The following is a 26,525-nucleotide window of genomic DNA, read 5'->3' as shown; positions in this document are numbered from 1 at the left end:
AACACGACACGTAACTTTATATCAATCCTGTCAGACCTTAGCAAGTTACAGCTAAAACCAACAGTGCTCTAACTTAGCGGTACAAAAAAAGGCTGGCAAGCACGATTTAACTTACCAGCCCTGATTTTATCAAGGGTTTTTGCGATAGGTCACTATTTTGCCTTGGCGGTGGAGTTGGAGCTAACCACCTGCATGCCATAAGGCGCATTCAGCAACGCCAGCGCTAATACTTCCTCGATGCGTTTCACCGGATGGATATCCAGATCGGCAATGACATTTTGCGGGATGTCTTCAAGATCGCGCTTGTTATCATCCGGTATCAATACCGTTTTGATGCCGCCACGGTGAGCGGCCAGCAGTTTCTCTTTCAGGCCGCCGATCGGCAGCACCAGACCACGCAAGGTAATTTCACCCGTCATCGCCACATCTGCCCGCACCGGATTCCCCGTCAAACACGACACCAGCGCGGTGCACATCGCAATCCCCGCGCTCGGCCCGTCTTTTGGCGTCGCGCCTTCAGGAACGTGAACATGGATATCGCGCTTCTCATAGAAATCCGCATTGATGCCCAGTTTTTCCGCTCTGGCGCGCACCACGGTAAGCGCGGCCTGAATCGACTCCTGCATGACCTCGCCCAATGACCCGGTATAAGTCAGCTTGCCTTTACCGGGAACACAGGCGGTTTCAATGGTCAGCAAATCGCCGCCGACCTCCGTCCACGCCAGACCGGTTACCTGACCAACGCGGTTTTCTTCGTCCGCCCGGCCATAGTCGAAACGCTGTACGCCAAGGAAATCCTTAAGATTATCGCCCGTTATCTGGATATGTTTAACTGTTTTATCCATCAGCAGCATTTTTACCGCTTTCCGGCACAGCTTGGAGATTTCACGCTCCAGATTACGCACGCCGGCTTCACGGGTGTAATAGCGGATAATGCCGACAATCGCGCTATCTTCCACGGACAGCTCGTTTTTCTTCAGCGCATTGCGCTCTATCTGCTTCGGCAAAAGATGCTGTTTGGCGATGTTTAATTTCTCGTCTTCGGTATAACCGGAAAGACGGATCACTTCCATACGGTCAAGCAGCGGCGCCGGAATGTTCATTGAGTTGGACGTGGCGACAAACATCACGTCCGACAGATCGTAATCCACTTCCAGATAGTGATCGTTAAACGCCACGTTCTGTTCCGGATCGAGGACTTCCAGCAAGGCGGACGCGGGATCGCCGCGCATGTCGGAAGACATTTTGTCGATCTCGTCCAACAGGAACAGCGGGTTTTTCACCCCGACTTTCGCCATCTTCTGAATCAGTTTGCCCGGCATGGAACCGATGTAGGTGCGCCGGTGGCCGCGGATTTCCGCTTCATCGCGCACGCCGCCCAGCGCCATACGCACATACTGACGCCCGGTCGCCTTGGCGATGGACTGCCCCAGCGAGGTTTTACCTACCCCCGGCGGCCCGACCAGACACAGAATCGGCCCTCTGATTTTGCTGACGCGGCTCTGCACCGCCAGGTATTCCAGAATGCGTTCTTTTACCCGCTCAAGACCATAATGGTCGGTATCCAGCATTTCCTGCGCCTTGAGCAAGTCTTTCTTCACTTTGCTGCGGGCATTCCAGGGAACCTGCACCATCCAGTCGATGTAGCTGCGCACCACGGTCGCCTCGGCGGACATCGGCGACATCATCTTCAGCTTTTGCAATTCCGCTTCGGTTTTTTCCCGCGCTTCCTTCGGCATTTTCGCCGCGTCGATCTTGCGCTTCAGCGCTTCATGTTCATCCGGCGCATCGTCCATTTCGCCAAGTTCTTTCTGAATCGCCTTCATTTGCTCATTCAGATAGTACTCGCGCTGGCTCTTCTCCATCTGTTTTTTAACCCGGCTGCGGATCCGCTTCTCAACCTGCAACAGGTCAATCTCGGATTCCATCATCGCCATCAGGTACTCTAAACGCTCGGTGATGTCGGACATTTCGAGCACCGACTGCTTATCCGCCAGTTTCAACGGCATATGCGCCGCGATGGTATCGGCCAGACGCGCGGCATCGTCAATGCTGTTCAGCGAGGTCAGGACTTCCGGCGGGATCTTTTTATTCAGCTTGATATATCCCTCAAACTGATTGATCGCCGTGCGCATTAATACTTCCTGCTCGCGCTCATCAATCGCCGGGGAGTCCAGATATTCGGCCTGCGCGGCGAAATGCTCGCCGCTGTCGGAAAGTGTCGTGATCCGCGCGCGCTGCAACCCTTCAACCAGCACTTTCACCGTGCCGTCCGGCAGTTTCAGCATTTGAAGAATTGAGGCTACCGTCCCTACCGAGAAAAGATCGTTAATACTTGGCTCATCCGTTGAGGCCTCTTTCTGCGCCACCAACATGATCTTTTTATCATGATCCATTGCAGCTTCAAGGCACCGAATTGACTTCTCACGACCAACAAACAACGGAATCACCATGTGCGGATAAACCACCACATCGCGCAGCGGCAATACGGGGATTTCTATGCGTTCGGAACGCTCAGGGTTCATAGAGCTCTCTCTTAGTTTCGTTTCCGCCAGGTTAAGGGAATCTCGTGAAACGCGATCTTCACGGGTTTCACCAAATAGGTATTCGAGTATATGGGGATAAATATCTCACATTCAACGACCAGAACGCGTGTAAAAGCGAATGGGGGATAAAATCCCCCATTTTTGTCTTGCAGAACGGTGTAATCGGCTAATTATTCGCCGGATGCCTGCTGCGCTTCGTGTTTGCCATAAATCAGCAAAGGCTCGGACTGGCCGGCGATGACGGACTCGTCAATCACCACTTTATCGACGCTTTCCAGCGACGGAAGATCGTACATGGTCTCCAGCAATGCGGCCTCAACGATGGAGCGCAGACCGCGAGCGCCCGTTTTACGCGCCATCGCTTTCTTGGCGATAGCCGTCAGAGCGTCATCACGGAACTCCAGTTCAACGCCTTCCAGGTTAAACAACGCCTGATACTGTTTCGTCAGGGCGTTTTTCGGTTCGCGCAGGATCTGGATCAGCGCGTCTTCGCTCAACTCTTTCAGCGTGGCGACCACCGGCAGACGACCGATAAATTCAGGGATCAAACCAAACTTGATTAAATCGCCGGGTTCGACCTGACCCAACAGTTCGCCTTCCGTCGCCTTTTCAGCCGTGCCTTTTACCGTCGCGCCGAAACCGATACCGCGCCCGGTGTCGGTACGCTGCTCGATAACCTTATCCAGCCCGGCAAAAGCGCCGCCGCAGATGAAGAGGATCTTGGAGGTATCGACCTGCAAAAACTCTTGCTGCGGATGCTTGCGCCCGCCCTGCGGCGGAACGGCGGCGATAGTGCCTTCAATCAGCTTCAGCAACGCCTGCTGAACCCCTTCGCCGGACACGTCGCGGGTAATCGACGGGTTATCGGACTTACGTGAAATCTTGTCGATTTCATCGATATAGACGATACCGCGCTGCGCTTTCTGCACGTCATAGTCGCATTTCTGCAACAATTTCTGGATGATGTTTTCAACGTCTTCACCGACATAGCCCGCTTCGGTCAAGGTTGTCGCATCCGCCATGGTGAACGGTACATCAAGGAAACGCGCCAGCGTTTCGGCCAGCAAGGTTTTACCGCTACCGGTCGGACCAATCAGCAAAATATTGCTTTTGCCCAGTTCGATGCCGTTACTGCTGTCGCCGTTGCGTAACCGCTTGTAGTGGTTGTACACCGCAACAGCCAGCACTTTCTTAGCCTGTTCCTGACCGATAACATAATCATCAAGATGGTGACGAATTTCGTGTGGCGTCGGCAGTGCGCTGCGTTCACGATGCGGCGCCACTTCTTTAATTTCTTCGCGAATAATGTCGTTACACAAGTCAACACATTCATCGCAGATATACACTGACGGCCCGGCAATCAGCTTGCGTACTTCATGCTGGCTTTTGCCGCAAAAAGAACAGTACAGCAACTTTCCTGAACCGTCTTTGCGCTTATCTGTCATGAGTAAAACCTCTTCTTAGTCTTTTGCCCGCAGGCCAATCACAGCGATATCGCTACAGCGAACGCCGATATTCATAGCCGATACGCGCCAAAAACATCGCAAACAGACCATCGGTCGAACACTGATTAAACTATCAACATAGCAGATTATCACTCACGGTGAGTAAATACAGAATCCACCAAGCCGTAGTCTACTGCCTCATTGGCAGAGAGGAAACGGTCACGTTCCGTGTCTCTTTCTATCACGTCAAGAGACTGGCCCGTATGTTTAGCCATCAATTCATTCATTCTGGCTTTTACTTTCAATATTTCTTTGGCATGGATTTCAATATCCGTCGCCTGCCCCTGGAATCCGCCCAGCGGCTGATGAATCATTACCCGTGAGTTGGGCAGGCAGATACGTTTGCCTTTCGCGCCCGCCGCCAGCAGGAACGATCCCATGGAACATGCCTGCCCCATACAAATCGTACTGACATCCGGCTTGATAAACTGCATGGTATCGTAAATGGACATGCCGGCAGTAATGACGCCCCCGGGAGAGTTGATGTACAGGAAAATGTCCTTTTCCGGGTTTTCAGCTTCCAGAAACAACATCTGCGCCACAATCAGGTTCGCCATATAGTCTTCGACCTGACCGGTCAGGAAGATTATCCGTTCTTTCAGCAGACGGGAATAGATATCGTAAGAACGCTCCCCACGAGAGGTTTGCTCAACCACCATCGGCACCAGGGCCATGTGGGGTGCTTGTGTTTCTTGTTCGCCACTGTATGACATTCACGTCTCCTAGATAAAATACGTCCTGCACCATTATCGCCCGATTCTACTTGAGATAAACGATGATGACCATGCTCATGCATTCGGCGCGCGTATCCGTGGGACAACACGGTTAGCGGACGTCCCTAATGATACCGGACTTTTCTCTTCACTTATGTGGGGCATTCATAGCGTTTTTCAAGCTTACACTATCCATTGTTTTATATTAAAGCGTAATCAGCCTCGCCCCCCGGCTGGTTAGCTTTCCCCTCTGTTACATAATAGTGCAATTTAAGGTTCGCCGTTTAACAACAAACAGAGGATACGGCTATCATTCAAATAGAAAAAACCCGCGCCATAAGGCTACGGGCTTTTATTGACAGGGAAACATCTCCCCTGACGCAGCAGCGGAATGATGCTTATGCGGTAGCAGGCGCAGTCTGATTCATCAGTTCATTAAAGCTGACGGATTTCTCAACCACTTTTGCTTTGGCAAGCAGTGTTTCAACCGCTTGTTCTTCCAATGCAACGTTACGCATGTTGTTCATCAGTTCTTTGTTTTTGCTGTAGAACTCGATAACTTCCTGCGGATCTTCATAGGCGGAAGCCATCTCTTCGATCAGTGCGTTGACGCGCGCGTCGTCGGCTTTCAGTTCATTGCTGCTGATGACTTCGCCCAGCAACAGGCCGACAATAACGCGACGCTTGGCTTGTTCTTCGAACAGTTCGCGCGGCAGTTCCAGCGCCTGTTTTTCATTGCCGCCAAAACGTTGCGCGGCCTGACGGCGCAGAACGTCAATTTCACCGTCGATCAGCGCGGCAGGCACGTCGATTTCATTCGCCTTGACCAGACCGTCGAGAACCTGGGTTTTCACACGGTTACGCACCGCGCCTTTCAACTCACGTTCCATATTCTTGCGAACTTCGGCGCGCAGACCTTCCTGAGAGCCATCTTCCACGCCGAAACGCTTAATGAATTCTTCAGTCAGTTCAGGCAACTCGCGCTCTTCCACTTTCTTCAGAACGATAGCGAATTTAGCCGCCTTACCTTTCAGGTTTTCAGCGTGGTAGTCTTCAGGGAAATTCACATCAATGGTGAACTCTTCGCCGGCTTTGTGACCCACAACGCCGTCTTCAAAACCGGGGATCATACGGTTCTGGCCCATAGCCAGTACGAAATCGGAGGCTTTGCCGCCTTCAAACTCTTCGCCATCGATAGAACCGCTGAAGTCGAGAGTAACGCGATCTTCAGCCGCCGCCGCGCGATCGGTTTCTTTCCAGGTCGCCTGTTGCTTACGCAGCGTTTCCAGCATGGTATCCACGTCGGCGTCAGTGACTTCAACCACCGGTTTTTCAACTTCGATGGCTTCCAGATCTTTCAATTCGACTTCCGGATAAACTTCGAACTCCACAGAGTATGTGAAGTCGCCGCCCACCTGATACTCACCCGGAACATAGTTCGGCGCACCAACTGGGTTAATCTTTTCTTTGATGATGGCGTCAACGAAATTACGCTGCATCAAATCGCCCAGCACGTCCTGACGCACGGATGCACCATAACGCTGAGCGACAACGTTCATCGGCACTTTGCCTTTGCGAAAGCCGTCAATACGTACTTTTTTGGCCACGTTGACCAGTTCGCTCTTAACTGCACTCTCAATGCTGTCAGCAGCAACGGTAATCGTTACACGGCGCCCAAGGCCTTGAGTGGTTTCAACAGAAACTTGCATCTTGTTACCTCAAAAAATCACAGTGCTCGGTCAACCCCAAAACTATTCTCACAACAGCAAAACCCGTTTCGAACAAGCGCCAACCGGCACGTCGAAAAGGCCTTACGGAACCGGGACGGCCACCATGTCGTTACCAGACCCGATTCCCTGTAGTCAGAAGCGTCCCGAATACATTCCGGAAAAATAGACGCGGCATTATAGCGGTATAGATAGGATGAGTCGAGGACGGCGGGCAGACTATTACAACAGGACATTCACACTTTGATGAATAACCCGTTCGCAAACGGGTTATATCAAGAATTATGACATGATGCCGGCGCCGCCGCAGGGGGGTGATGAAGGAACGCTATTCTGCAAACTCTCCCATTCTTTTCGCGTATAGGTATGCAGCGCCAGCGCGTGCACCGTAGTGGCCAATTCCGCGGCCAATAACGCATAGATAGCCCGATGGCGGCCCAACACCCGTTCCCCGGAAAAACGTTCGCTGACTATCACCACCTTGAAATGGCTTTCAGATCCCGCGGGCACGTTATGACGATAGCTTTCATCGATCACCTCCAGGTGGAGCGGCTCGAATTCCACACGCAATTTTTCTTCTATGACTTCACGTATCATACGGCTACCCCTTCGGCTTTAAAAAAGTTCGCTGTCCCACATCCATTTTAGCTGCTTTGCACAGCGCTATGGCTCTGTAACATAACTATTAAGGGAAAAATAGCAACCGGCCGACATTTATTCAGCGGTCTCGATGTGATAAAAACGATTTTGCCAGAGGTAAGGGAGAGAAAAGATAAATTTCAGGAGAAATTACCTACTCTCCGCTCTTTCCCCTGTCGGCGGCAATGATATGATATCGGGAATTTTTATCAGCTCACCACCCTAATCATTACTGAGAAAATACCAATGTTAAAAAAATTATTTTTCCCTCTTCTGGCCGTACTGATACTTGCGGGTTGCGCAAACAGAAGCAATACCCTCAATATTACGCCCAGCATCAGCCTTCCCTCACAGGATCCGACGCTGATGGGCATTACGATCAGTATTAACGGCGCGGACCAGCGTGCCGATCAGGCGCTGGCTAAAGTTAACCGCGACGGGCAATTGCTGACCCTGACTCCGTCACGCGACCTGCGTTTCCTGTTGCAGGAGGCGCTGGAAAAACAAATGGCCGCTCGCGGCTATATGATCGGCACCGGCGGCCCGGTCGCGTTGCAGATCGTGGTGAATCATCTTTATGCCGATGTATCCGAAGGCAATCTGCGTTACAACATCACCACCAAAGCGGATATTTCGATTATTTCCCAGGCGAACAACGGCAACAAGCAGGTTAAAAACTACCGGGCGACCTATAGCGTCCAGGGCGCTTTTACCGCTAACAATCAGAACATCACCAATGCCGTTAATACCGTGTTAAGCGATGTCATTAACGATATGGCGCAAGACACCAGCGTCAGCACATTTATTAAAGAGAACGCCCGTTAATTACTTCAATCCGCTTCCTTTGCTCTGCAACTTCCCCTGCGGAGCAAGGGAAAGGACTTCCCATGCTTAGTCGTATCATCAATCTGTTTAGTCAGCGTAATTCGCTTTTCCTGCTGCTGCTCGGGTTTGCTTCCGGCCTACCGCTGGCGCTTACCTCCGGCACCTTGCAAGCCTGGATGACGGTAGAAAATGTCGATCTGAAAACCATCGGATTTTTCTCTCTGGTCGGTCAGGCGTACGTCTTCAAATTTCTGTGGTCGCCCTTGATGGATCGCTACACCCCGCCTTTTCTCGGGCGCAGACGGGGATGGCTGCTGCTGAGCCAACTGTTGCTGATCGTGGCGATTGTCTGCATGGGCTTTATGAATCCCGCTCGCGATCTCTGGTGGCTGGCCGCGCTGGCGGTACTGGTTGCGTTTTGCTCGGCGTCACAGGATATCGTGTTTGATGCCTATAAAACCGACCTGCTGCCGCCGGCGGAGCGCGGAACCGGCGCCGCCGTTTCAGTATTGGGGTATCGACTGGCGATGCTGGTCTCCGGCGGACTGGCGTTGTGGATAGCGGACAGGCTATTGGGCTGGCAGGCGACTTACTGGCTGATGGCGGGATTAATGCTCATCGGCGTGCTTGCCACCCTGCTGGCCCCCGAACCGGATAACAGCCAGCCCGCTCCGCGGACGATGGAACAGGCCATCGTTGCGCCGCTGCGTGACTTTTTCGGCCGCAACAATGCCTGGCTGATCTTACTGTTGATCGTGTTGTACAAATTAGGCGATGCCTTCGCCATGAGCCTGACGACCACGTTCCTGATCCGCGGCGTCGGTTTTAACGCCGGGGATGTCGGTCTGGTAAACAAAACGCTGGGCCTGTTTGCCACGATTGTCGGCGCGGTTTACGGCGGATTGCTGATGCAACGGCTGACGTTGTTCAGGGCATTGATGCTGTTTGGTATTTTGCAGGCGGTATCCAATGCCGGCTACTGGTTGCTGGCGATCACCGATAAAAACCTGTTCAGCATGGCCAGCGCCGTTTTTCTGGAAAACCTGTGCGGCGGAATGGGAACCGCGGCGTTTGTCGCGCTATTAATGACGCTGTGCCACAAATCTTTTTCCGCGACGCAGTTTGCCTTGCTGTCGGCCCTTTCCGCCGTGGGACGGGTGTATGTCGGCCCGATTGCCGGCTGGTTTGTCGAGGCCCACGGCTGGGCATGGTTTTATCTGTTTTCGATCGTCGCGGCCTTGCCAGGTCTGTTTCTTTTAATGGTGTGCCGAAGAACATTGGAATACACGCAAAAAACCGACGCTTTCCTGTTGCGTCACTCGTTTCCCGGTTATTACAGCGCGGCATTGCGTACGCTGGCTATCGGTTCGAGTCTGTTGGGCTTGTGGTTAGTGCTGCTGATAACCAATGCCATGGGGTGGACTGCCCTGCCATGGCTGGCCGATTACGTGTTGATGGCGGGCGGCGGACTGGCGCTGCTGGGCATTCTACTCGGCAGCCTGCTGGACTATCTTTCACTGCGGGCGCCGTCGAAACGTTACGGCTGAGCGGCGTCAAAGGGATAAAAGCGCCTTATTCTGTGGTTTTATCCCCTTATTAAATTATTTTTTTGTAAATAATCGGGTAAGGGGAAAAATTTATTTCATACGGCAACCTTTTTCGTAAACCTATTTTGTTTTTTTGACGAAAATGCTTGCCATACCCAAAATATCTACTCTCTTGAAAATAAAAGTCGCTATGGGTTGTAATTTTTTATTATCAATCCATACTTTTGCCTGGGTAAAACGTTAATTACCTGTTTTTAAATACCATTTTTTATTTACTGCTGTCTTTGTGACAATTCGTGCAAAAAGCAGCAACAACTGGCTGACATAACCCTAATCATGTTTACAGTACAGTAACCTTCCCGTAAAATGCCCGCTCGCGTGAAATGACAATAGAGCCCTTGTAATTGAGGTCGCTAGATGAGACTCAGGAAATACAATAAAATTTTTGGGATGTTGTCTTTATTTGCAGCCACAGCACTGCTCAGCGGCTGCGATATGGCATTGATGAACCCCAAAGGACAAGTCGGGTTAGAACAACGATCGTTAATACTGACCGCCATCGGGCTGATGTTGATCGTTGTCGTTCCCGTCATCATTATGGCCATTGCCTTTGCCTGGAAGTTCAGAGCTTCCAATGAGAAGGCGAAATATACTCCCGATTGGTCCCACTCCAACAAGATCGAAGCTGTTGTCTGGACAGTGCCCATTATCATTATCGTTATTCTTGCAGCGATTACCTGGAAAACCACCCATTCGCTTGATCCTTATAAGCCTTTGGAATCCGACGTTAAACCCATTAATGTCGAAGTGGTTTCCCTTGACTGGAAATGGCTGTTCATTTACCCGGATCTGGGGATTGCCAGCGTCAATGAACTCGCTTTCCCTGCCGACACGCCTGTTGCATTCAAACTCACCTCTGACTCAGTGATGAACTCGTTTTTCATTCCTCGTCTCGGCGGACAAATCTATGCAATGGCCGGCATGCAAACCAAGCTGCATCTGATTGCCAACGAAGCGGGTAAATATGATGGTATTTCCGGCGGTTACAGCGGAAGAGGCTTCTCGGGAATGAAGTTCACGGCTATCGCCACGCCTACCCAGCAGGAGTTTGACCAATGGGTTGCCAACGTTCGTGCGTCTTCCAAGACACTCAACAGCATGGATGAATTCAACCAACTGGCCCAGCCAAGTGAATTTCATCCCGTGGAATACTTCTCCAGTGTTCAACCGGATTTATTCAGGAATATTATTCTCAAATTCACAGGCAACAACATGAACATGCAGCATCATGGCGAAGGCATGAAGCACGATGAAAACATGCGCCACGATGAGAGTATGAACATGGGCGAGCATGGCTCGCACCAAGGAGCCGAGGGATAATACGATGTTCGGAAAACTTACACTTGATGCGGTTCCGTATCATGAACCTATTATCATGGTCACCGTGGCGGCGATCATTGTCGGCGGCCTGGCGCTGCTGGCGGCACTTACCTATTTCGGCAAGTGGAAATGGTTATGGACAGAATGGTTTACCTCTGTAGACCATAAAAAGATCGGCATCATGTATGTCATCGTCGCGTTGGTGATGATGGTTCGCGGTTTTGCCGACGCCATTATGATGCGCGGTCAACAGGCGCTGTCCTCCGCCGGTGAAGCCGGCTTCCTCAACGCGCACCACTACGATCAGATCTTCACCGCTCACGGCGTGATCATGATCTTCTTCGTGGCGACCCCGTTCGTCGTCGGTTTGATGAACCTGGCGGTTCCTCTGCAAATTGGCGCCCGCGACGTGGCCTTTCCTTTCCTGAACTCGCTGAGTTTCTGGTTATTTGTGGTCGGCGTCATTCTGATCAACATATCGCTGGGAATCGGCGAGTTTGCCCAAACCGGCTGGGTGGCTTATCCGCCGCTTTCCGGCAAGGAGTACAGTCCCGGCGTCGGGGTCGATTACTGGATATGGAGTTTACAGATATCCGGTCTGGGCACCACGCTGACCGGGGTCAATTTCTTCGCCACCATCATGAAAATGCGCGCGCCGGGCATGACGCTGATGAAAATGCCGGTCTTTACCTGGACGGCCCTATGCACCAACGTCCTGATTATTGCCGCATTCCCGATCTTGACGGTGACTATCGCGTTGCTGACGCTTGACCGTTACCTCGGCACCCATTTCTTTACCAATGATATGGGCGGCAACATGATGATGTACATCAACCTGATTTGGGCCTGGGGCCATCCCGAGGTGTACATTCTGGTGCTGCCGGTATTCGGCATCTATTCCGAAATCGTGGCCACATTCTGTAAAAAACGCCTGTTCGGCTACACCTCGCTGGTATGGGCGACCATCGCGATTACCGTATTGTCGTTTATCGTTTGGCTGCACCACTTTTTCACCATGGGGTCCGGGGCGAACGTCAACGCCTTCTTTGGTATCGCCACCATGATTATTTCAATCCCGACCGGGGTTAAAATCTTCAACTGGCTGTTCACCATGTATCAGGGCCGCATTCAGTCCCACTCCGCCATGCTATGGACCATCGGCTTCATTATCACCTTCTCCATCGGCGGGATGACGGGGGTTCTGCTGGCCGTACCGGGAGCCAACTTCGTCCTGCATAACAGCCTGTTCCTGATTGCTCACTTCCATAACGTGATCATCGGCGGTGTGGTATTCGGGTGCTTTGCCGGTATTACTTACTGGTTCCCGAAAGCATTCGGCTTCACCCTGAACGAAACCTGGGGTAAACGCGCTTTCTGGTTCTGGATCATCGGCTTCTTCGTCGCCTTTATGCCGCTGTATGTGCTGGGCTTCATGGGCATGACCCGCCGTTTGAGTCAGCAGATTAATCCTGAGTTCCATGCATGGCTGGTGGTTGCTTCGGTAGGGGCGGTGCTGATCGGTATCGGCGTACTGTGCCAAGTGATGCAATTCTACGTCAGTATTCGCGATCGCCACCAGAACCGCGATTTGACGGGCGACCCCTGGGACGGCCGCACGCTGGAATGGTCAACCTCTTCTCCGGCGCCGTTCTATAATTTCGCCACCGTGCCGCACGTTCATGAACGCGATGCGTTCTGGGATGCGAAAGAGAAAGGCGAAGCCTACCGGAAACCGGCCGGCTATGAAGAGATCCATATGCCGAAAAACACCGGCGCGGGCGTCATTATTTCCGCCTTCAGCCTGGTGTTCGGTTTTGCCATGATCTGGCATATCTGGTGGATGGCGATTATCGGCTTTGCCGGAATGATCGTGACCTGGATCGTGCATAGCTTTAACCAGGATGTTGACTACTACGTCCCGGTTAAGGAAATCGAGCAAATTGAGAATCAGAATTTTGATCAAATCAGCAAAGCAGGTCTGAAACATGTCAACTGAAACTCTGACCAACCATAGCGCAGCCCATGCCGAGCATGGGCACCACGATGCAGGAGCCACCAAAGTATTCGGCTTTTGGATCTACCTGATGAGCGACTGTATTTTGTTTGCGTCTTTGTTCGCAACCTATGCAGTGCTGGTTAACGGTACCGCCGGCGGTCCGACAGGGCAGGACATTTTCGAACTGCCTTTCGTGCTGGTCGAAACCTTCGTCCTGTTGTTCAGCAGTATCACCTACGGCATGGCGATGATCGCCATGAACAAGGGCAACAAGTCGCAGGTTAACGCCTGGTTGGCGATGACCTTCCTGTTTGGTCTGGCGTTTATCGCGATGGAAATCTATGAATTCCATCACCTGATCGCCGAAGGCTTTGGCCCGGATCGCAGCGCGTTTCTGTCGGCGTTTTTTGCGCTGGTGGGGACGCACGGTATCCACGTTACCGCCGGCCTGATCTGGATCATCATCATGATGGTTCAGGTTTCCAGCCGTGGTTTGACCGCGACGAATAAAACGCGTCTGATGTGCCTGAGCCTGTTCTGGCACTTCCTTGACGTGGTATGGATTTGTGTCTTCACCGTTGTTTATCTGATGGGGGCGATGTAATGAGTCATTCTACCACCGATCATGCAGGCGCCAGCCACGGCAGCGTCAAATCCTACCTGATAGGTTTTGTGCTGTCGGTTATTCTGACAGTGATTCCTTTCGGCCTGGTCATGGCCGGCTCCGCTTCACATAACGTCATTCTTCTGACGGTCCTGGGATGTGCGGTGATTCAGATTCTGGTGCACCTGGTGTACTTTCTGCATCTGAATTCGTCCTCTGAAGAGCGTTGGAATGTGGTGGCCCTTGTGTTTACCGTCCTGATTATCGCAATTGTCGTTGTCGGCTCCATCTGGATTATGATGAGCGCGCACCACAACATGATGATCCAGTAACAGAGCCGTAAAAGATGATTAAGCAATACCTGCAAGTCACTAAACCAGGAATTATTTTCGGTAATCTAATTTCTGTTATCGGCGGATTTCTCCTTGCTGCCCAGGGCAGCATTGATTATGTCCTGTTTCTCGCCACCCTCGTTGGGGTATCGCTGGTTGTTGCGTCCGGTTGCGTGTTCAACAACGTCATCGATCGCGATATCGACAAAAAAATGGAGAGAACCAAGAATCGGGTTCTGGTAAAGGGACTGATTTCACTGAAAGTCACGCTGGTTTATGCGGCGGTGCTGGGTATTGCGGGCTTTGCGTTGCTGTATATCGCCGCCAATCCGTTAGCCATGTGGCTGGCCGTGATGGGCTTCGTGGTTTATGTCGGCGTCTATAGCCTGTACATGAAACGCCATTCTGTTTACGGCACGTTGATTGGCAGCCTGTCAGGCGCCGCGCCGCCGGTTATCGGCTATTGCGCCGTCAGTAACCAGTTTGACGCCGGCGCCCTGATTCTGCTGCTGATTTTCAGCCTGTGGCAGATGCCCCACTCCTACGCCATCGCCATTTTCCGACTCAAGGATTATCAGGCGGCCAATATCCCGGTGTTGCCGGTAGTGAAAGGCATTTCCGTGGCGAAAAACCATATCACGCTGTATATTCTGGCGTTTATGGTTGCGACCCTGATGCTCTCTTTAGGCGGTTATGCCGGTTACAAATATCTGGTGGTGGCCGCCGCCGTCAGCGTATGGTGGTTGGGCATGGCGCTGTCGGGCTATAAAAACGCCAATGACGACCGGGTATGGGCCAAAAAACTGTTTGTGTTTTCCATTGTCGCCATTACCTCGCTGAGCGTGATGATGTCCGTCGACTCCATCGCTCCGACGCAGGACGTGTTGCTGACCTACCTGCGCTGACAAAAGCCGCATTCGAAAACTCAGGCGGATTTATCCGCCTCAGATCATTGACAAAGCCTGTTATTAGGGAGAGCGTGGCGAGGGGCCGTAGCGGCGTAAGCCGCCGAAGCGCCCCTCGGTACGGTAGGCCCGGGTATCTCAGGCTTACAGACGACTTTGTCAGTAACCTCAGGCGGATTTATCCGCCTGTTGTTTTTTTATACCGCCCTCTTCGACTCCGCCCGCCAAATAACGTAACAAACCTGTCGTTTACGCAATGATGGATAACCAACTAGAATAGCGCCGACTGTTTTCCCGAGGTATCAATGAACGATAACAAAATGACCCCAGGCGAGCTCCGTGCGACATGGTGCTTAGGCACGGTATTTTCTCTGCGTATGCTCGGCATGTTTATGGTGCTGCCCGTTCTGACCACCTACGGTATGGCGTTGCAAGGCGCCAGCGAAGCCCTTATCGGTATTGCTATCGGCATCTATGGCCTGATGCAGGCCATTTTTCAAATCCCATTCGGACTGTTGTCAGATCGCGTTGGCCGAAAACCGTTAATCGTCGGCGGATTGCTGATTTTTGCGCTGGGAAGCGTGATTGCCGCCCTCAGCGATTCAATCTGGGGCATCATTCTTGGCCGCGCCTTGCAAGGATCGGGCGCTATCTCCGCCGCCGTCATGGCCTTGCTTTCCGATCTCACCCGCGAGCAGAACCGCACCAAAGCCATGGCGTTTATCGGCGTCAGTTTCGGCGTTACCTTCGCCATCGCCATGGTTTTAGGCCCCATCGTCACCCATGCGTTTGGATTACAGGCGCTTTTCTGGGGCATTACCCTGCTGACGCTGATCGGCATTGTGATTACCCTTACCCTGATCCCCGCCGCCCCGGCCCATATACTGAACCGCGAATCGGCGATGGTGCGCGGCAGTTTTCATAAGGTCTTGGGCAATAGCCGGTTACTGAAGCTGAACGTGGGCATCATGTGCTTACACATTCTGCTTATGTCGAGCTTCGTTGCATTGCCAAGGGTGCTGGAACAAGCCGGGCTGGCGCCGCAGGACCACTGGAAAGTCTATCTGGCGACCATGCTGATTTCATTCGCCGGCGTAGTGCCCTTTATTATTTATGCCGAATTGAAACGACGGATGAAGCAGGTGTTCGTCGGCTGTGTCGTGGTGCTTATCGCCGCCGAGCTGGTGCTGTGGTCGGCAGGAAATCAACTCGGATACCTTATCCTCGGCGTACAGCTTTTCTTTCTGGCATTCAACGTGATGGAAGCCCTGTTGCCTTCGCTGATCAGCAAAGAAGCGCCGGCCGGATACAAGGGCACGGCGATGGGCGTCTACTCTACGACGCAGTTCCTCGGGGTCGCGATTGGCGGCAGTCTTGGCGGAGGGGTATTCGAATTGTACGGCGCGGCGTTTGTTTTCATCGCTGGCGCGGCGATTGCGGTTATCTGGCTGATGGTCAGCCTGACCATGCAAGAACCGCCCTACCTCAGCAGCCTGAGAATTACGCTCTCCGATTTCGCCTTACGCAACGGCGATCTGGAGCAAAAAATGCGCACTCAGCCCGGCGTCGCGGAAGTGATTATCGTACCCGATGAGTTCAGCGCCTACGTCAAAATCGATAACCAGAAAATCAGCAGACAGCAGTTAGAGCAGTTGGTCAGCCAGCCGTGAAAAACAGACCGGCCGCGCTGACCTGTTACCGATTAATCACGGAAGTTCGTGAACTGGAACGGTTGCCCCAGGTCGGCGCCGCGCACCAACGCCATGGCGCCTTGTAAATCGTCGCGCGATTTCCCCGTCACCCGCACCTGCTCGCCCTGAATCTGCGCCTGTACTTTCAGTTTGCTGTCTTTAATCAGCTTAACGATTTTTTTCGCCAGCGTACTTTCAATCCCCTGCTTCAGTTTGGCCTCGACGCTGTAGGTTTTACCGCTGTGTTCTATCTCTTCGGGGATCTCCAGCGAACCGCCTTCAATACCGCGCTTCAGCAATTTTTCTCGTAGGATATCGATCAATTGCTGTACCTGAAAATCCGACTCGCTGGCCGCTTTGATGCTTTGTGATTTTTCATTCAGTTCAAAGCTGGCCGGAACATTGCGGAAGTCCCAACGGGTGCTCAGTTCCCGCGTCGCGTTTTCCACCGCATTACGGACTTCCTGCATATCAATTTCCGAAACAATATCGAAAGACGGCATAATTTGTTCTCCTGACAAGTTTGGCTGGCGAGCATCATAACCGCTCCTTTGTCATAAATAAAATACGAGCCGATAGCGAGCTTATCATCGTCAGACTTTACTCTTCGACGCAGACTCATTAGCCTGATATGCAAACTGCCGATAACAATAATGGCCTATGTTGGGCCTGGACAAGAACGTCTGTTCCCGTATCAACAAAGGGAGAATAAAATGAAAATAACCGTTCTTGGTTGCGGCGCGCTCGGGCAACTATGGCTCGCGGCTCTGCATCAGCAAGGCCATGATGTCCAGGGATGGCTGCGTATTCCGCAGCCTTTTTGTCCGGTCAATGTGATCCGGTTGAACGGCCAGCACTGTAACCTTAACCTGACGGCTAACGACCCCGACCATCTGGCGCACAGCGAGTTATTGTTAGTGACGTTAAAGGCCTGGCAGGTTTCCAATGCCGTCGCCGCATTACTGCCGCGACTCAGCCCGCATTGCACCATCTTGTTATTGCACAACGGCATGGGCACGCGCGAGGAGTTACCGCCTCTCAGGCAACCGTTGATTTTCGGCATCACGACCCATGCCGCTCGCCGTGATGCGACCACCGTGGTGCATGTCGCCGCAGGCACGACACATATCGGCTCGGTTAATGATGCGGACACGCACGGCTACCTTGCTGAAGTGCTGCATCAGGCTTTACCCGACGTTGCCTGGCATAACAATATTACCGCGACCTGCTGGCTGAAGCTGGCGGCCAACTGCGTCATCAATCCGTTAACAGCGCTCTATCAATGCACCAACGGAGAATTGCAGGCTTACCCGCAACAGCTTGAGTCGCTTTGCCGGGAAATTGCCGAGGTAATGGAGCGGGAAGGTTTTCATACCTCGGCGGATAGCCTGCTACTCTATGTTAACCAAATCATTCAAAACACGGCGGCCAATACCTCTTCCATGTTGCAGGATATTCAGGCTCAACGTCACACCGAGATTGACTATATCACCGGTTACCTGCTGCGGCGCGCGCGCGCCCACGGCCTGAGCGTCCCGGAAAACAGCCGTCTGTTTGAACAAATCAAGCGAAAGGAAAATGAATATGAACGCATCGGTACTGGTGTGTCTGGCTCCTGGCAGTGAAGAAACGGAGGCCGTCACCACGATAGATCTGCTGGTCAGAGCCGGCATTCAGGTGACGCTTGCCAGCGTCGCCAGCGACGGCAACCTGGAAATCACCTGCTCCCGCGGCGTGAGGCTTTTAGCCGATGCCCCGCTGGTGGCGGTGGCGGATCGGCACTTCGATGCCCTGGTGCTCCCCGGCGGGCTGCAAGGCGCCGAATGTTTCCGCGATAGCCCCGTGTTGGTGGAGTGTATTCGTCAGGCGCATCAGGAAGGGAAAATCGTGGCGGCGATGTGCGCCACCCCGGCCTTGGTGCTTGAACACCATCAGCTTTTCCCGATCGGGAATATGACGGGCTACCCGGCGCTGAAAGATAAAATCGCGCCAGAAAAATGGATGGAAAAACGCGTGGTTTACGATCCGCGCGTCAGCCTGCTGACCACGCAGGGGCCGGGAACCAGTATGGATTTTGCCCTGAAATTGATTGACCTGCTGCTGGGCAAGGAAAAAGCCGCCGAGGTGGCGGCGCAATTAATTCTGCCGCCCGGTATCTATAACTATGCGGATTAATTAATAGACTGATTGATCAATCCGGCGTGAAAATGCCGTCCCACAGGTGAGACGGCATGGTTCAAGCGTTTATATTACGCGTTCACGGTTTTATTGGTACTCAATTGGGTGCGTTGGCGTTCCAGTTCCAGCGCGCCCCGATGAGACAGATAGCAGAAAATAATGCAGCAAACGATGCCGCCCATCAGCAGGTAAAAACCGCCATGCCAGCCTGATTTATCAACGATAAAACCAAATAGGCTGGTTCCCAGGCTGGCGCCCAGAATATAGCTCATAAAGCCGCGCAGACCGACCGCGGAGCCGACGGCAAAACTGGGAACAATCTCCATAGTTTGCACGGAAGCCAAAAATTGCGGCACATAGATCAGGCAACCCACAATCGCGGCAAAGAAGGTGACCACCAGCAGTGAATCCGATTTCCAGTATCCGATCAGGCAAATGAAAATCAATGCCATACAAATCATCGCCAGCGGCATACGACGCCCGCGGAACAACTTATCCGACAACCATCCGGCAAATAAGGTTGACGGGATCGCTGCCCATTCAAAAAATAAAAACGCAACGCTCATTTCACTCTTGGTGAAATGCTTTTCGCTTAACAGGTAGATAGGCAACCAGCTAATTATCCCGAAGCGCACCATATAGACAAAAACATCGACGAAAGAAATGTACCAGGCATGTTTATTTTTCAGCACATAGGTACAAAATATCTGCCACGTGGTCATATTTTCCGGCGCGGCATGCGACTGCCCGGCGGTATCAATGACAATTTCATCCTTGATGATCCGGTGGAGAGGGGGCAGGCCTTCACTAACGGGAGAACCTTTCCCAATCATCATCACTACGCCCGCCATTAAAATAGCGATAACGGCCGGCACGATATAACTGGCGGTCTGCCAGTGTTCGCTTCCCAGAAAAGCGAAGGCGGTGCCGACTATCGGCGCGACAATACCGCCGCCCACATTATGAGAAATATTCCATACCGCGCCGACGCGTCCCCGTTCGTGCCGGGGAAACCAGTTGGCAATGGTGATAAAGGATGGCCCTACTCCCATTCCCTGGAAAAAACCATTACAGACCACCAACAGGGCAAATAGCCAGAAAGCGCCGCTGAAACCCATGCCGATATTAACCAGCGCGCACAGCAACAGGCCGATCGCCATATACATTTTGGGATTCGCCTTATCCGCCAGGGTGCTCATAAGGCCTTTACTGATGCCATAGGTCATCAGCATACAACTGCTGAGCAGGCCGATCTCCGTCGCGCTTAAATGTAACTGTTCCTTTAAATACGGCGTGGAAAGCGTGAAGTTATTACGAACAATATAATAAGACAAATAACCCAGAAAAACGCCTAAAAGCGCCTGAATTCGATTACGCTGATAAACCACCATAATTTCATTATCAGGAACTTTGTGCGTTGCGATTCTGGGTTTAATAAATGAAAACATAATTTTACCCTGGTGTTATAAATAATTAATAATCATACCCATCAACCCGAATAAAATACTCGAATGATGTATTGACGGAATAAACAACGATATATCACTATGACATGACCGGATGTTTCACTCTATTTCACTGCGGTATGAACACAGCATGAATAGATTGAAAGCAGGATGCAACCGCCTGGTTTTGAGTCAAAACTGACTCAAAAAAATAAAAATTACGAGTCAATATTATCTCAATTTAATTATTTTATTTTTTATTTCCCTTTAGGCCGGTTAAAATGGTAAAAAACGGAACAAATTATCATTAAACACTTTATTCTCTATTTTTTATTTTTTTGATGCGAGTCACACAAAACAGGTGTAAGAATGCGTTCGTTCAGGCTGGTCACGATCTGGCTTATAAACTTTCTGATGTTGTCGCCGCTGTGGGCCAATGAATTGGTTATCGCCACCACCTTCTCGCCCGAGGCAACGGCGAAGATGATGTCTCACTGGCACAGGCAATCGTCATCCCTGCCTGTGCGCACCCTGAACCGTACCAGTTCTTCGCTGGAACGCCTGATGGATACGCCATTAAATGACGGCATCGATCTGATCCTGACCTCATCCCCTATGCTGATGCAACATTTGCAGGATCGCCAACTGCTGTCGCCAATCCCTGTTCTTCCGCTGGAAAGCCAGCGTCTGGTTCCCGATTCCATTCGCGGCAGCGCCGCCGCCATCGCGATTTCCGGGTTTGGCATTCTGGCGAATTCCACGGCGCTGCAAGAGAAAAATCTGCCGCCGCCGGCTAGCTGGGATCAGCTAAAAGATCCTCGCTATCAGTCGTTGATTTTGATGAGCAGCCCTTCCCGGTCGGATACCAGCCACCTGATGATTGAAATGCTGCTGCAACAACAGGGGTGGCGGCAAGGCTGGGCGACGCTGATGGAAATTTCCGGTAATCTGGCGACCATTTCCTCGCGCAGTTTTGGCGTGGCCAGCAAAATAAAAACCGGACTGGGCGTGGCCGGGCCGATCATCGATAATTACGCCACGCCGTTGCTAAAAGATCCGCATCTGACATTCCGTTATATTCCCCAGGCCGGCGCCGCTCCTACGTTTATCGCCATTGCCCGTAACAGCGCCAATAAAGATCTGGCGATACGTTTTATTCATTTTTTGCTCAGTAAACAGGGGCAGGACATTCTGGCGGATAACGATACCGGCAAATTCCCGGTTTTCCCTCTGCCCGCGCATAACCCGCGCGCCCAGCAACAATTTATTCTGCTGCAATCATCGCCGCCCGATTACCGCCGCGTTTTACTGCGCCAAAAATTGGTTCAGCGGCTGTTCGACACCGCGATTACCTTCCGCCTGAACCAGTCTCAGGATATATGGAAAGCGCTGCATAATGCGGAAACGCGTCTGCACCGCCCGTTGCCCGACATTCGCGCCCAACTGACCGCCATGCCCGTCAGCGCGCAACAGGCCGACGACCCTGACTATCTGCGGCAATTCAATCAGTCGGCCAACAATAGCGTTCCGCTTGAATCACGCTTGATTGAATGGCAACGGTTTTTTCAGCATCAACATCAGCAGGCGCTCCAGCAACTGGAGGCGGTGGGTGATTAAATTTTTTAAAACCATGACCATCAGCAACAGCTTACGCTGGGCGTTTGCTTTCGGCGCCGTATTGACGCTCTCCGTCAGCGCCATCAGTCTGTATTCATGGCGTGAACAAAGCTCGCAGATCCGCTATGCGCTAAACGAGTATTTTCCCAAAATCCAGGCGTCTTTTCAGCTTGAGGATAATCTTAATATTCTAATTAAAGAGCTGAATGAATTTCTGACGGCGGAGAGCACCAGCCTCAGGCTACAGCGACGGGAACAAATTCTTTCCCGGCTGAATATCATTCACAAAGCCAGCCGGCAGTTAACCTTTGACGATCGCCATCTGCTGGAAGAGACGATCCGGCAGATGCGCAGCCTGTTGACCCAGCTCGACGGCATATTGGCGGCCAACCTGGTTATGCGGGAAAAAGCCAATGAAATGACCACCCGCATCAACTGGCTGCATGATGATTTTAATCTTGAATTAACCTCGCTCTCACAGGATATCAGTTGGCAGCAAAGCTCGTTGCTGGATCAATTCACCCAAAGCGCCGGGCAAAATAAAAACCCGCGCTTGCAGGATACGTTGCGGAATATTCAGGATGAGCTGCAACTGATTTACACCTTAGCCCATATCGAAAACCAGATCGTCGACGATTTACGGGAACAGCTGGCCGATCGGCATAGTGAAAATCTGGACAGCCATATACGCTATCTGAACTACCTGAGACAATCCGTCGACGACCTTATTCAGTCGTTGTCCCGTCATCCCAGCACCGTCACGCTGCGGCAAACCATCGACGAACTCTTGGCGCTGGGACTGGAAGAAAACAAATTACCGGCAATGTTGCGCGATCGAAGCCGGATTCAGGCTTCCCTCCGACAAACGACCCGTAGCAAGGAACAGGCGCTGAGCCAATTTCGCCATCAGATTGAACAGCAGTTGGGTAATAACCACCAGCAACTGCAAACCTTTAACCAGCGCCTTGAACATATTATGAATATCAGCGGCATGGTGATGGTGATAGCAACGCTGCTGGCGTTGCTATTCGCTTTTATCCTCAATCATGTCTATATCCGCTCGAAGCTTATCAAACGTTTCACCCAACTTAATCAGGCGGTCGCCAGGCTGGGGTACGGCGATCTGAATACCTCGATTCCGGTGTATGGGCGCGATGAACTGGGGCGTATTGCCGGTTTGCTGCGCAACACCCTGCATCAGATCAAGCGCCAACGTTCGCAGCTTGAGCAGGAAATTACCGAGCGTAAAGCCATTGAAAATAACCTGCGCACCGCCCAGGATGAATTGATTCAGGCGGCCAAACTGGCCACGGTCGGGCAAACCATGACCACCCTGGCGCATGAAATCAACCAGCCGCTCAATGCCCTTTCTCTGTATCTATTTACCAGCGAACAGGCCGTGAATCGGCGCGATCGGGACACTGTCGCCGCTAACCTCACGAAAATGCGCGGCTTATTACAACGCATTGACAGCATTATTCGCCAACTGCGGCAGTTTTCACGCCGCAGCGACAGCGATGCCCCGCTCGGCCCCATCGATTTACGTCACGGCCTTCTCGCGTCCTGGGAGCTATTGGCCCTGCGTCACCGCCCGCTTAACGCCCAACTCATCCTGCCGGAAACGCTGGATCGGGTGATTGGCGAAGATATCAGGGTGCAACAGGTGCTGGTCAACCTGCTGACCAACGCGCTGGAAGCGACGAGCGAGGCAGCGCCGCGCATCACCATCAGTCAAACCATGCAGGGCGGCGAGTGTCTGTTGCTGATCGAAGATAACGGCCCCGGCTGGCCGCTGATATTGGCTCCCCGGCTGTTGAAACCTTTTACCACCAGTAAAGATATCGGCCTGGGAATCGGCCTGTCCATCAGTCAGTCCATCATGCGACAATGCGGAGGAGAACTGTATCTGGCATCAACGTTGGATCGGCATGCTCTGGTCATTCTACAGTTCAGGAAATCAGATGACGTTAACTGAAGAACAACACGTCCTTTTAATTGATGATGATAACGATGTACTCGACGCCTACTATCAGATGCTCAAGCAGGCGGGCTATCAGGTCGTTCCCTGTAATAATCCCCAGCTCGCCGTTGAGATGATCCCGGACGAATGGCCTGGCGCGGTCATCAGCGATGTTTATATGCCGCAACTCTCCGGTCTGTCGTTACTGGAATATTTATTAAACCGGGATAAGCAACTGCCGGTGTTGCTGATAACCGGCCATGGCGATGTTCCTATGGCCGTCGAGGCGGTCAAAAAGGGGGCGTATGATTTTCTTGAAAAACCCGTCATGCCGGAAAAACTGCTGCGCTGTTTGCAGCAGGCGCTAAAAGAACGTCGACAGTTGATCCAACGCCGCCGCTGGCAGCGCAGTCAGTTGGCGGAAAATCTTATCGGCGTCAGCGGGTGGAGCAAGCAATTACGCGAGCGGCTGCAAATGCTGGCGGAAACCCGTATGCCGGCTTTTTTCTATGGCGAACTGGGCACGGGCCGGACGCTGGCGGCACGCCATCTGCACCAGCTCAGTATGAACCGCCACTTGCCGCTGGTCGTCTTTGACGCCGCCAGCGACCGGGCGGAAACGTTTGAAGAACACTGCGCGCGGGTACGGCAGGGAACCCTGATCGTTCGCAATATTGAACAGCTCAACCATCAGCAGCAGTATTTTTTGGCTCAACAGCAAAGCGATGAGGAGCGCGCGTTCAGGCTGCTGGCGATCGGCCAGCAGTGCGCAACCCGGTCGGCGACGCAGCAAAAAATCCTACCTGAACTTTATTATCAGTTTTCCATGACCCAGATAGAATGCGTGCCGTTATCCAAACGCCCGGGCGATATCGAACCGCTGTTTCGCCACTATCTCAAGCTGGCCTGCCAACGGCTCAACCGGGAATATCCCACGCTGAGCGATACATTTAGCAAAAGCCTGTATCGCCGCAGTTGGAGCGGCAACATCAAAGAGTTACGCAACGCGGCCGAATTATTCGCCGTTGGGGTAATGCCTATCGCCAGCGACGAAAAGGAGTGGGTCAGCCAGAGCGCCACCCCCACCCCGCTCGACGACCGCATCGAACAATACGAATGCCAGATCATTACGGAAGCGCTGGATATTCATCAGGGACGGATTAACGATGTGGCGGAATACCTTCAGGTGCCGCGCAAGAAGCTCTATTTAAGAATGAAGAAATACGGCATTGATAAAAAGGATTATCGCTTTTAACCGGCACCCGCGCCGCCGCCGGAAACCGACGGCGGCGCGGCGACGATCAGGGACGGTAGACTTTTACGTTGGTGAACCCTTGCTCATGCAGGTAAAGCGCCTGTAAACGGCTCATCACGCCACGCTCGCAATACAGCAGATAGGTTTTGCTCTGATCCAGGTCGCCGAACTGGGTGCCCAATTTATAGAACGGCAGCAGCCGGATCTCAATCTGCTCCAGCGCCAGCGGCTTATCTTCCTGCTCGTCCGGCGCGCGGATATCCAGCAACACATCGGTAGGCGCGAAAGCCACCACCGTTTCCACCTCAACCACTTCCTGACGGGTTTGCTCGGCAATTTCGCGAATATCAATATTGCGGGCTTCACTGACCACCCGATCCAGAATAGTGAAATCGAAATGGCTCTCTTCGTGCTCGATTTTCGCTTTTACCGCTTTCACCGTGGGGCTTTTGGAGATAACCCCGCAGTATTCCGGCATGGTCTTGGCAAAGTCTTCCGTGCCCAGTTCACGCGCCTGCTTGATAATGTGCTCTTTGTCATGAGAAATCAGCGGACGCAAAATCAAGGTGTCGGAGGCGTTGTCAATCAAACGTAAATTGGTGAGCGTCTGGCTGGAAACCTGGCCCAGCGCTTCCCCGGTCACCAATGCCTGCACGCCGTAGCGCTCCGCCATTTGGGAAGCCGCGCGCACCATCATACGCTTAAGCACCACGCCCATCTGACCATCGTCGATTTTTTCCAGGATCTCGCCGACCACCGGCTCAAAATCGATGGCGATAAAACGCACCCGATGCGAGCTGCCGTAACGATTCCACAAATAGTGAGCCACCTGCTTTACGCCGATCTCATGCGCGGCGCCGCCCAGATTAAAAAAGCAGTAGTGTACGCGGCAGCCGCGACGCATCAGCATGTAACTCGATACGCCGGAATCAAAACCGCCCGAAATCAGCGACAGCACATCTTCCTGCGTCCCGATAGGAAAACCGCCGATACCTTCGTAGCGGGCATTAATCAGCAGTAAACGATCCTGATCGATTTCCAGATGAACGGTAACCTGCGGCGAGGTAAGATTGACCCGGGCGGTTTCAATATGTTGATTCAGACCGCCGCCGACATAGCGTTCCACGTCCTGCGAGCTAAACTCATGTTTACCGCGACGTTTTGCGCGAACGCAGAAGGTTTTCCCTTCCAGTTGTTCACGGTACAGCGCCAGCGTTTGCTCGAAGATGTCATGAACGTCGGTATATTCGCGATCTTCAACGTCAAGAATATGGTGAATGCCGGGAATGCGCGTCAGAGCGTCGCGAATAATCTCGCGCCGGCTCTCGTCTTTTGCGCGAACTTCGATATGATCCCAGTGACGGACAACCGCCAGCGCGTCATCATAATGTTTTAATACGTTGCGAATGTTTCCGGTCAGAATCTTGATAAAGCGCAACCGCACAGATTGGCTCTTGATGGTGATTTCCGGGAACAATTTAATGATAAACTTCATGGTGGCTGTCGTTACTTGGTCAGAACGGCGTAAAAAAATTTACCCCGAGCGCTAAAATCACGTTATCGGTAAAATCGGCCGGACAAGGATGATTTTACCCATAGCATCCAGGGCGCGGAGTATATCATTATATATACTCAAAGTAATTGGCGTTGCATCCCGGCG

21 protein-coding genes are annotated in these 26,525 nt (G+C 52.4%); 13 read left to right on the top strand and 8 right to left on the bottom strand.

Annotation, left to right across the window (positions count from 1 at the left end; translation table 11 throughout):
• Positions 1 to 152: 152 nt before the first annotated feature.
• The 5 genes from lon to bolA all read right to left on the bottom strand — a co-directional run bounded on the left by lon (position 153) and on the right by bolA (position 7,088).
• A complete protein-coding gene (lon, locus tag HOY33_RS08080; protein ID WP_172289704.1) occupies positions 153 to 2,525 on the bottom strand; it encodes an endopeptidase La in 2,373 nt (790 codons plus the stop codon).
• 191 nt (positions 2,526 to 2,716) lie between these two features.
• A complete protein-coding gene (clpX, locus tag HOY33_RS08075; RefSeq protein WP_172289703.1) occupies positions 2,717 to 3,991 on the bottom strand; it encodes an ATP-dependent protease ATP-binding subunit ClpX in 1,275 nt (424 codons plus the stop codon).
• A gap of 149 nt (positions 3,992 to 4,140) precedes the next feature.
• Entirely contained in the window at positions 4,141 to 4,764 is a 624-nt protein-coding gene (clpP, locus tag HOY33_RS08070; RefSeq protein ID WP_172289702.1) for an ATP-dependent Clp endopeptidase proteolytic subunit ClpP, read from the bottom strand.
• Positions 4,765 to 5,162: 398 nt separating this feature from the next.
• On the bottom strand, positions 5,163 to 6,473 hold the full coding sequence (gene tig / locus HOY33_RS08065; protein ID WP_172289701.1) for a trigger factor: 1,311 nt from the start codon (positions 6,471 to 6,473) through the stop codon (positions 5,163 to 5,165).
• Between the two features lie 300 nt (positions 6,474 to 6,773).
• Positions 6,774 to 7,088 (bottom strand): transcriptional regulator BolA, encoded by a 315-nt coding sequence (gene bolA, locus HOY33_RS08060; RefSeq protein WP_172289700.1) that lies wholly within the window; start codon positions 7,086 to 7,088, stop codon positions 6,774 to 6,776.
• Between the two features lie 288 nt (positions 7,089 to 7,376).
• Here bolA and HOY33_RS08055 point away from each other — a divergent pair, with 288 nt between their 5' ends.
• The 8 genes from HOY33_RS08055 to HOY33_RS08020 all read left to right on the top strand — a co-directional run bounded on the left by HOY33_RS08055 (position 7,377) and on the right by HOY33_RS08020 (position 16,389).
• Complete coding sequence (locus HOY33_RS08055) at positions 7,377 to 7,955, top strand: lipoprotein (RefSeq protein WP_172289699.1); 579 nt, start codon at positions 7,377 to 7,379, stop codon at positions 7,953 to 7,955.
• 62 nt (positions 7,956 to 8,017) lie between these two features.
• Positions 8,018 to 9,502 carry a muropeptide MFS transporter AmpG gene (ampG, locus tag HOY33_RS08050; protein WP_172289698.1) on the top strand — a complete coding sequence of 495 codons (1,485 nt, stop codon included), beginning with the start codon at positions 8,018 to 8,020 and terminating at the stop codon, positions 9,500 to 9,502.
• Between the two features lie 417 nt (positions 9,503 to 9,919).
• On the top strand, positions 9,920 to 10,882 hold the full coding sequence (gene cyoA, locus HOY33_RS08045; RefSeq protein WP_172289697.1) for a cytochrome o ubiquinol oxidase subunit II: 963 nt from the start codon (positions 9,920 to 9,922) through the stop codon (positions 10,880 to 10,882).
• Between the two features lie 4 nt (positions 10,883 to 10,886).
• Positions 10,887 to 12,878 (top strand): cytochrome o ubiquinol oxidase subunit I, encoded by a 1,992-nt coding sequence (cyoB, locus tag HOY33_RS08040; protein WP_172289696.1) that lies wholly within the window; start codon positions 10,887 to 10,889, stop codon positions 12,876 to 12,878.
• The gene (locus HOY33_RS08035) at positions 12,868 to 13,482 is read left to right on the top strand and encodes a cytochrome o ubiquinol oxidase subunit III (RefSeq protein ID WP_172289695.1); all 615 of its coding nucleotides are present in this window, start codon (positions 12,868 to 12,870) and stop codon (positions 13,480 to 13,482) included. The genes cyoB and HOY33_RS08035 overlap by 11 nt, the downstream gene beginning before the upstream one ends.
• Positions 13,482 to 13,814 carry a cytochrome o ubiquinol oxidase subunit IV gene (locus HOY33_RS08030; RefSeq protein WP_172289694.1) on the top strand — a complete coding sequence of 111 codons (333 nt, stop codon included), beginning with the start codon at positions 13,482 to 13,484 and terminating at the stop codon, positions 13,812 to 13,814. Before HOY33_RS08035 ends, HOY33_RS08030 begins: the two co-directional genes overlap by 1 nt.
• Before the next feature lie 14 nt (positions 13,815 to 13,828).
• On the top strand, positions 13,829 to 14,719 hold the full coding sequence (gene cyoE / locus HOY33_RS08025; RefSeq protein WP_172289693.1) for a heme o synthase: 891 nt from the start codon (positions 13,829 to 13,831) through the stop codon (positions 14,717 to 14,719).
• 305 nt (positions 14,720 to 15,024) lie between these two features.
• Positions 15,025 to 16,389 (top strand): MFS transporter, encoded by a 1,365-nt coding sequence (locus tag HOY33_RS08020; protein ID WP_172289692.1) that lies wholly within the window; start codon positions 15,025 to 15,027, stop codon positions 16,387 to 16,389.
• Between the two features lie 32 nt (positions 16,390 to 16,421).
• Here HOY33_RS08020 and HOY33_RS08015 read toward each other — a convergent pair whose 3' ends face one another.
• Positions 16,422 to 16,913 (bottom strand): YajQ family cyclic di-GMP-binding protein, encoded by a 492-nt coding sequence (locus tag HOY33_RS08015; protein ID WP_172289691.1) that lies wholly within the window; start codon positions 16,911 to 16,913, stop codon positions 16,422 to 16,424.
• Between the two features lie 210 nt (positions 16,914 to 17,123).
• Between HOY33_RS08015 and panE the strand changes: the two genes are divergently transcribed.
• Both panE and yajL read left to right on the top strand, forming a co-directional pair.
• Positions 17,124 to 18,035 (top strand): 2-dehydropantoate 2-reductase, encoded by a 912-nt coding sequence (gene panE / locus HOY33_RS08010; RefSeq protein WP_172289690.1) that lies wholly within the window; start codon positions 17,124 to 17,126, stop codon positions 18,033 to 18,035.
• Positions 17,995 to 18,585 carry a protein deglycase YajL gene (gene yajL / locus HOY33_RS08005; protein WP_172289689.1) on the top strand — a complete coding sequence of 197 codons (591 nt, stop codon included), beginning with the start codon at positions 17,995 to 17,997 and terminating at the stop codon, positions 18,583 to 18,585. The genes panE and yajL overlap by 41 nt, the downstream gene beginning before the upstream one ends.
• Positions 18,586 to 18,659: 74 nt before the next feature.
• On the opposite strand, the gene pgtP is transcribed toward yajL, so the two are convergent.
• Positions 18,660 to 19,979, bottom strand: coding sequence for a phosphoglycerate transporter PgtP (gene pgtP, locus HOY33_RS08000; RefSeq protein WP_371734382.1), 1,320 nt, complete (start codon positions 19,977 to 19,979; stop codon positions 18,660 to 18,662).
• A gap of 468 nt (positions 19,980 to 20,447) precedes the next feature.
• Here pgtP and HOY33_RS07995 point away from each other — a divergent pair, with 468 nt between their 5' ends.
• From HOY33_RS07995 to HOY33_RS07985, 3 genes are read left to right on the top strand one after another with little or no spacing between them, the layout of a single operon-like run.
• Complete coding sequence (locus tag HOY33_RS07995) at positions 20,448 to 21,650, top strand: ABC transporter substrate-binding protein (RefSeq protein WP_371734381.1); 1,203 nt, start codon at positions 20,448 to 20,450, stop codon at positions 21,648 to 21,650.
• A 13-nt stretch (positions 21,651 to 21,663) separates the two neighbouring features.
• On the top strand, positions 21,664 to 23,625 hold the full coding sequence (locus tag HOY33_RS07990) for an ATP-binding protein (RefSeq protein ID WP_172290021.1): 1,962 nt from the start codon (positions 21,664 to 21,666) through the stop codon (positions 23,623 to 23,625).
• The gene (locus tag HOY33_RS07985) at positions 23,612 to 24,865 is read left to right on the top strand and encodes a sigma-54 dependent transcriptional regulator (protein ID WP_172289686.1); all 1,254 of its coding nucleotides are present in this window, start codon (positions 23,612 to 23,614) and stop codon (positions 24,863 to 24,865) included. The genes HOY33_RS07990 and HOY33_RS07985 overlap by 14 nt, the downstream gene beginning before the upstream one ends.
• A gap of 46 nt (positions 24,866 to 24,911) precedes the next feature.
• Here HOY33_RS07985 and thiI read toward each other — a convergent pair whose 3' ends face one another.
• A complete protein-coding gene (gene thiI, locus HOY33_RS07980) occupies positions 24,912 to 26,360 on the bottom strand; it encodes a tRNA uracil 4-sulfurtransferase ThiI (RefSeq protein ID WP_172289685.1) in 1,449 nt (482 codons plus the stop codon).
• Positions 26,361 to 26,525 lie beyond the last annotated feature (165 nt).

It is taken from the genome of Brenneria sp. hezel4-2-4 (assembly GCF_013155275.1).
Classification (GTDB): domain Bacteria; phylum Pseudomonadota; class Gammaproteobacteria; order Enterobacterales; family Enterobacteriaceae; genus Brenneria.
This window is presented reverse-complemented; position numbering and strand designations above follow the sequence as displayed.

What these genes read in the sequence shown, in the direction of transcription:
- HOY33_RS08015 (WP_172289691.1), bottom strand. Translation starts at nt 16,913, where the DNA reads ATGCCGTCTTTCGATATTGTTTCGGAAATTGATATGCAGGAAGTCCGT.
- panE (WP_172289690.1), top strand. Translation starts at nt 17,124, where the DNA reads ATGAAAATAACCGTTCTTGGTTGCGGCGCGCTCGGGCAACTATGGCTC.
- HOY33_RS07990 (WP_172290021.1), top strand. Translation starts at nt 21,664, where the DNA reads ATGACCATCAGCAACAGCTTACGCTGGGCGTTTGCTTTCGGCGCCGTA.
- HOY33_RS08035 (WP_172289695.1), top strand. Translation starts at nt 12,868, where the DNA reads ATGTCAACTGAAACTCTGACCAACCATAGCGCAGCCCATGCCGAGCAT.
- lon (WP_172289704.1), bottom strand. Translation starts at nt 2,525, where the DNA reads ATGAACCCTGAGCGTTCCGAACGCATAGAAATCCCCGTATTGCCGCTG.
- pgtP (WP_371734382.1), bottom strand. Translation starts at nt 19,979, where the DNA reads ATGGTGGTTTATCAGCGTAATCGAATTCAGGCGCTTTTAGGCGTTTTT.
- cyoB (WP_172289696.1), top strand. Translation starts at nt 10,887, where the DNA reads ATGTTCGGAAAACTTACACTTGATGCGGTTCCGTATCATGAACCTATT.
- HOY33_RS08020 (WP_172289692.1), top strand. Translation starts at nt 15,025, where the DNA reads ATGAACGATAACAAAATGACCCCAGGCGAGCTCCGTGCGACATGGTGC.
- cyoE (WP_172289693.1), top strand. Translation starts at nt 13,829, where the DNA reads ATGATTAAGCAATACCTGCAAGTCACTAAACCAGGAATTATTTTCGGT.
- ampG (WP_172289698.1), top strand. Translation starts at nt 8,018, where the DNA reads ATGCTTAGTCGTATCATCAATCTGTTTAGTCAGCGTAATTCGCTTTTC.
- HOY33_RS08030 (WP_172289694.1), top strand. Translation starts at nt 13,482, where the DNA reads ATGAGTCATTCTACCACCGATCATGCAGGCGCCAGCCACGGCAGCGTC.
- clpP (WP_172289702.1), bottom strand. Translation starts at nt 4,764, where the DNA reads ATGTCATACAGTGGCGAACAAGAAACACAAGCACCCCACATGGCCCTG.
- clpX (WP_172289703.1), bottom strand. Translation starts at nt 3,991, where the DNA reads ATGACAGATAAGCGCAAAGACGGTTCAGGAAAGTTGCTGTACTGTTCT.
- yajL (WP_172289689.1), top strand. Translation starts at nt 17,995, where the DNA reads ATGAACGCATCGGTACTGGTGTGTCTGGCTCCTGGCAGTGAAGAAACG.
- tig (WP_172289701.1), bottom strand. Translation starts at nt 6,473, where the DNA reads ATGCAAGTTTCTGTTGAAACCACTCAAGGCCTTGGGCGCCGTGTAACG.
- thiI (WP_172289685.1), bottom strand. Translation starts at nt 26,360, where the DNA reads ATGAAGTTTATCATTAAATTGTTCCCGGAAATCACCATCAAGAGCCAA.
- HOY33_RS08055 (WP_172289699.1), top strand. Translation starts at nt 7,377, where the DNA reads ATGTTAAAAAAATTATTTTTCCCTCTTCTGGCCGTACTGATACTTGCG.
- HOY33_RS07995 (WP_371734381.1), top strand. Translation starts at nt 20,448, where the DNA reads ATGTTGTCGCCGCTGTGGGCCAATGAATTGGTTATCGCCACCACCTTC.
- bolA (WP_172289700.1), bottom strand. Translation starts at nt 7,088, where the DNA reads ATGATACGTGAAGTCATAGAAGAAAAATTGCGTGTGGAATTCGAGCCG.
- cyoA (WP_172289697.1), top strand. Translation starts at nt 9,920, where the DNA reads ATGAGACTCAGGAAATACAATAAAATTTTTGGGATGTTGTCTTTATTT.
- HOY33_RS07985 (WP_172289686.1), top strand. Translation starts at nt 23,612, where the DNA reads ATGACGTTAACTGAAGAACAACACGTCCTTTTAATTGATGATGATAAC.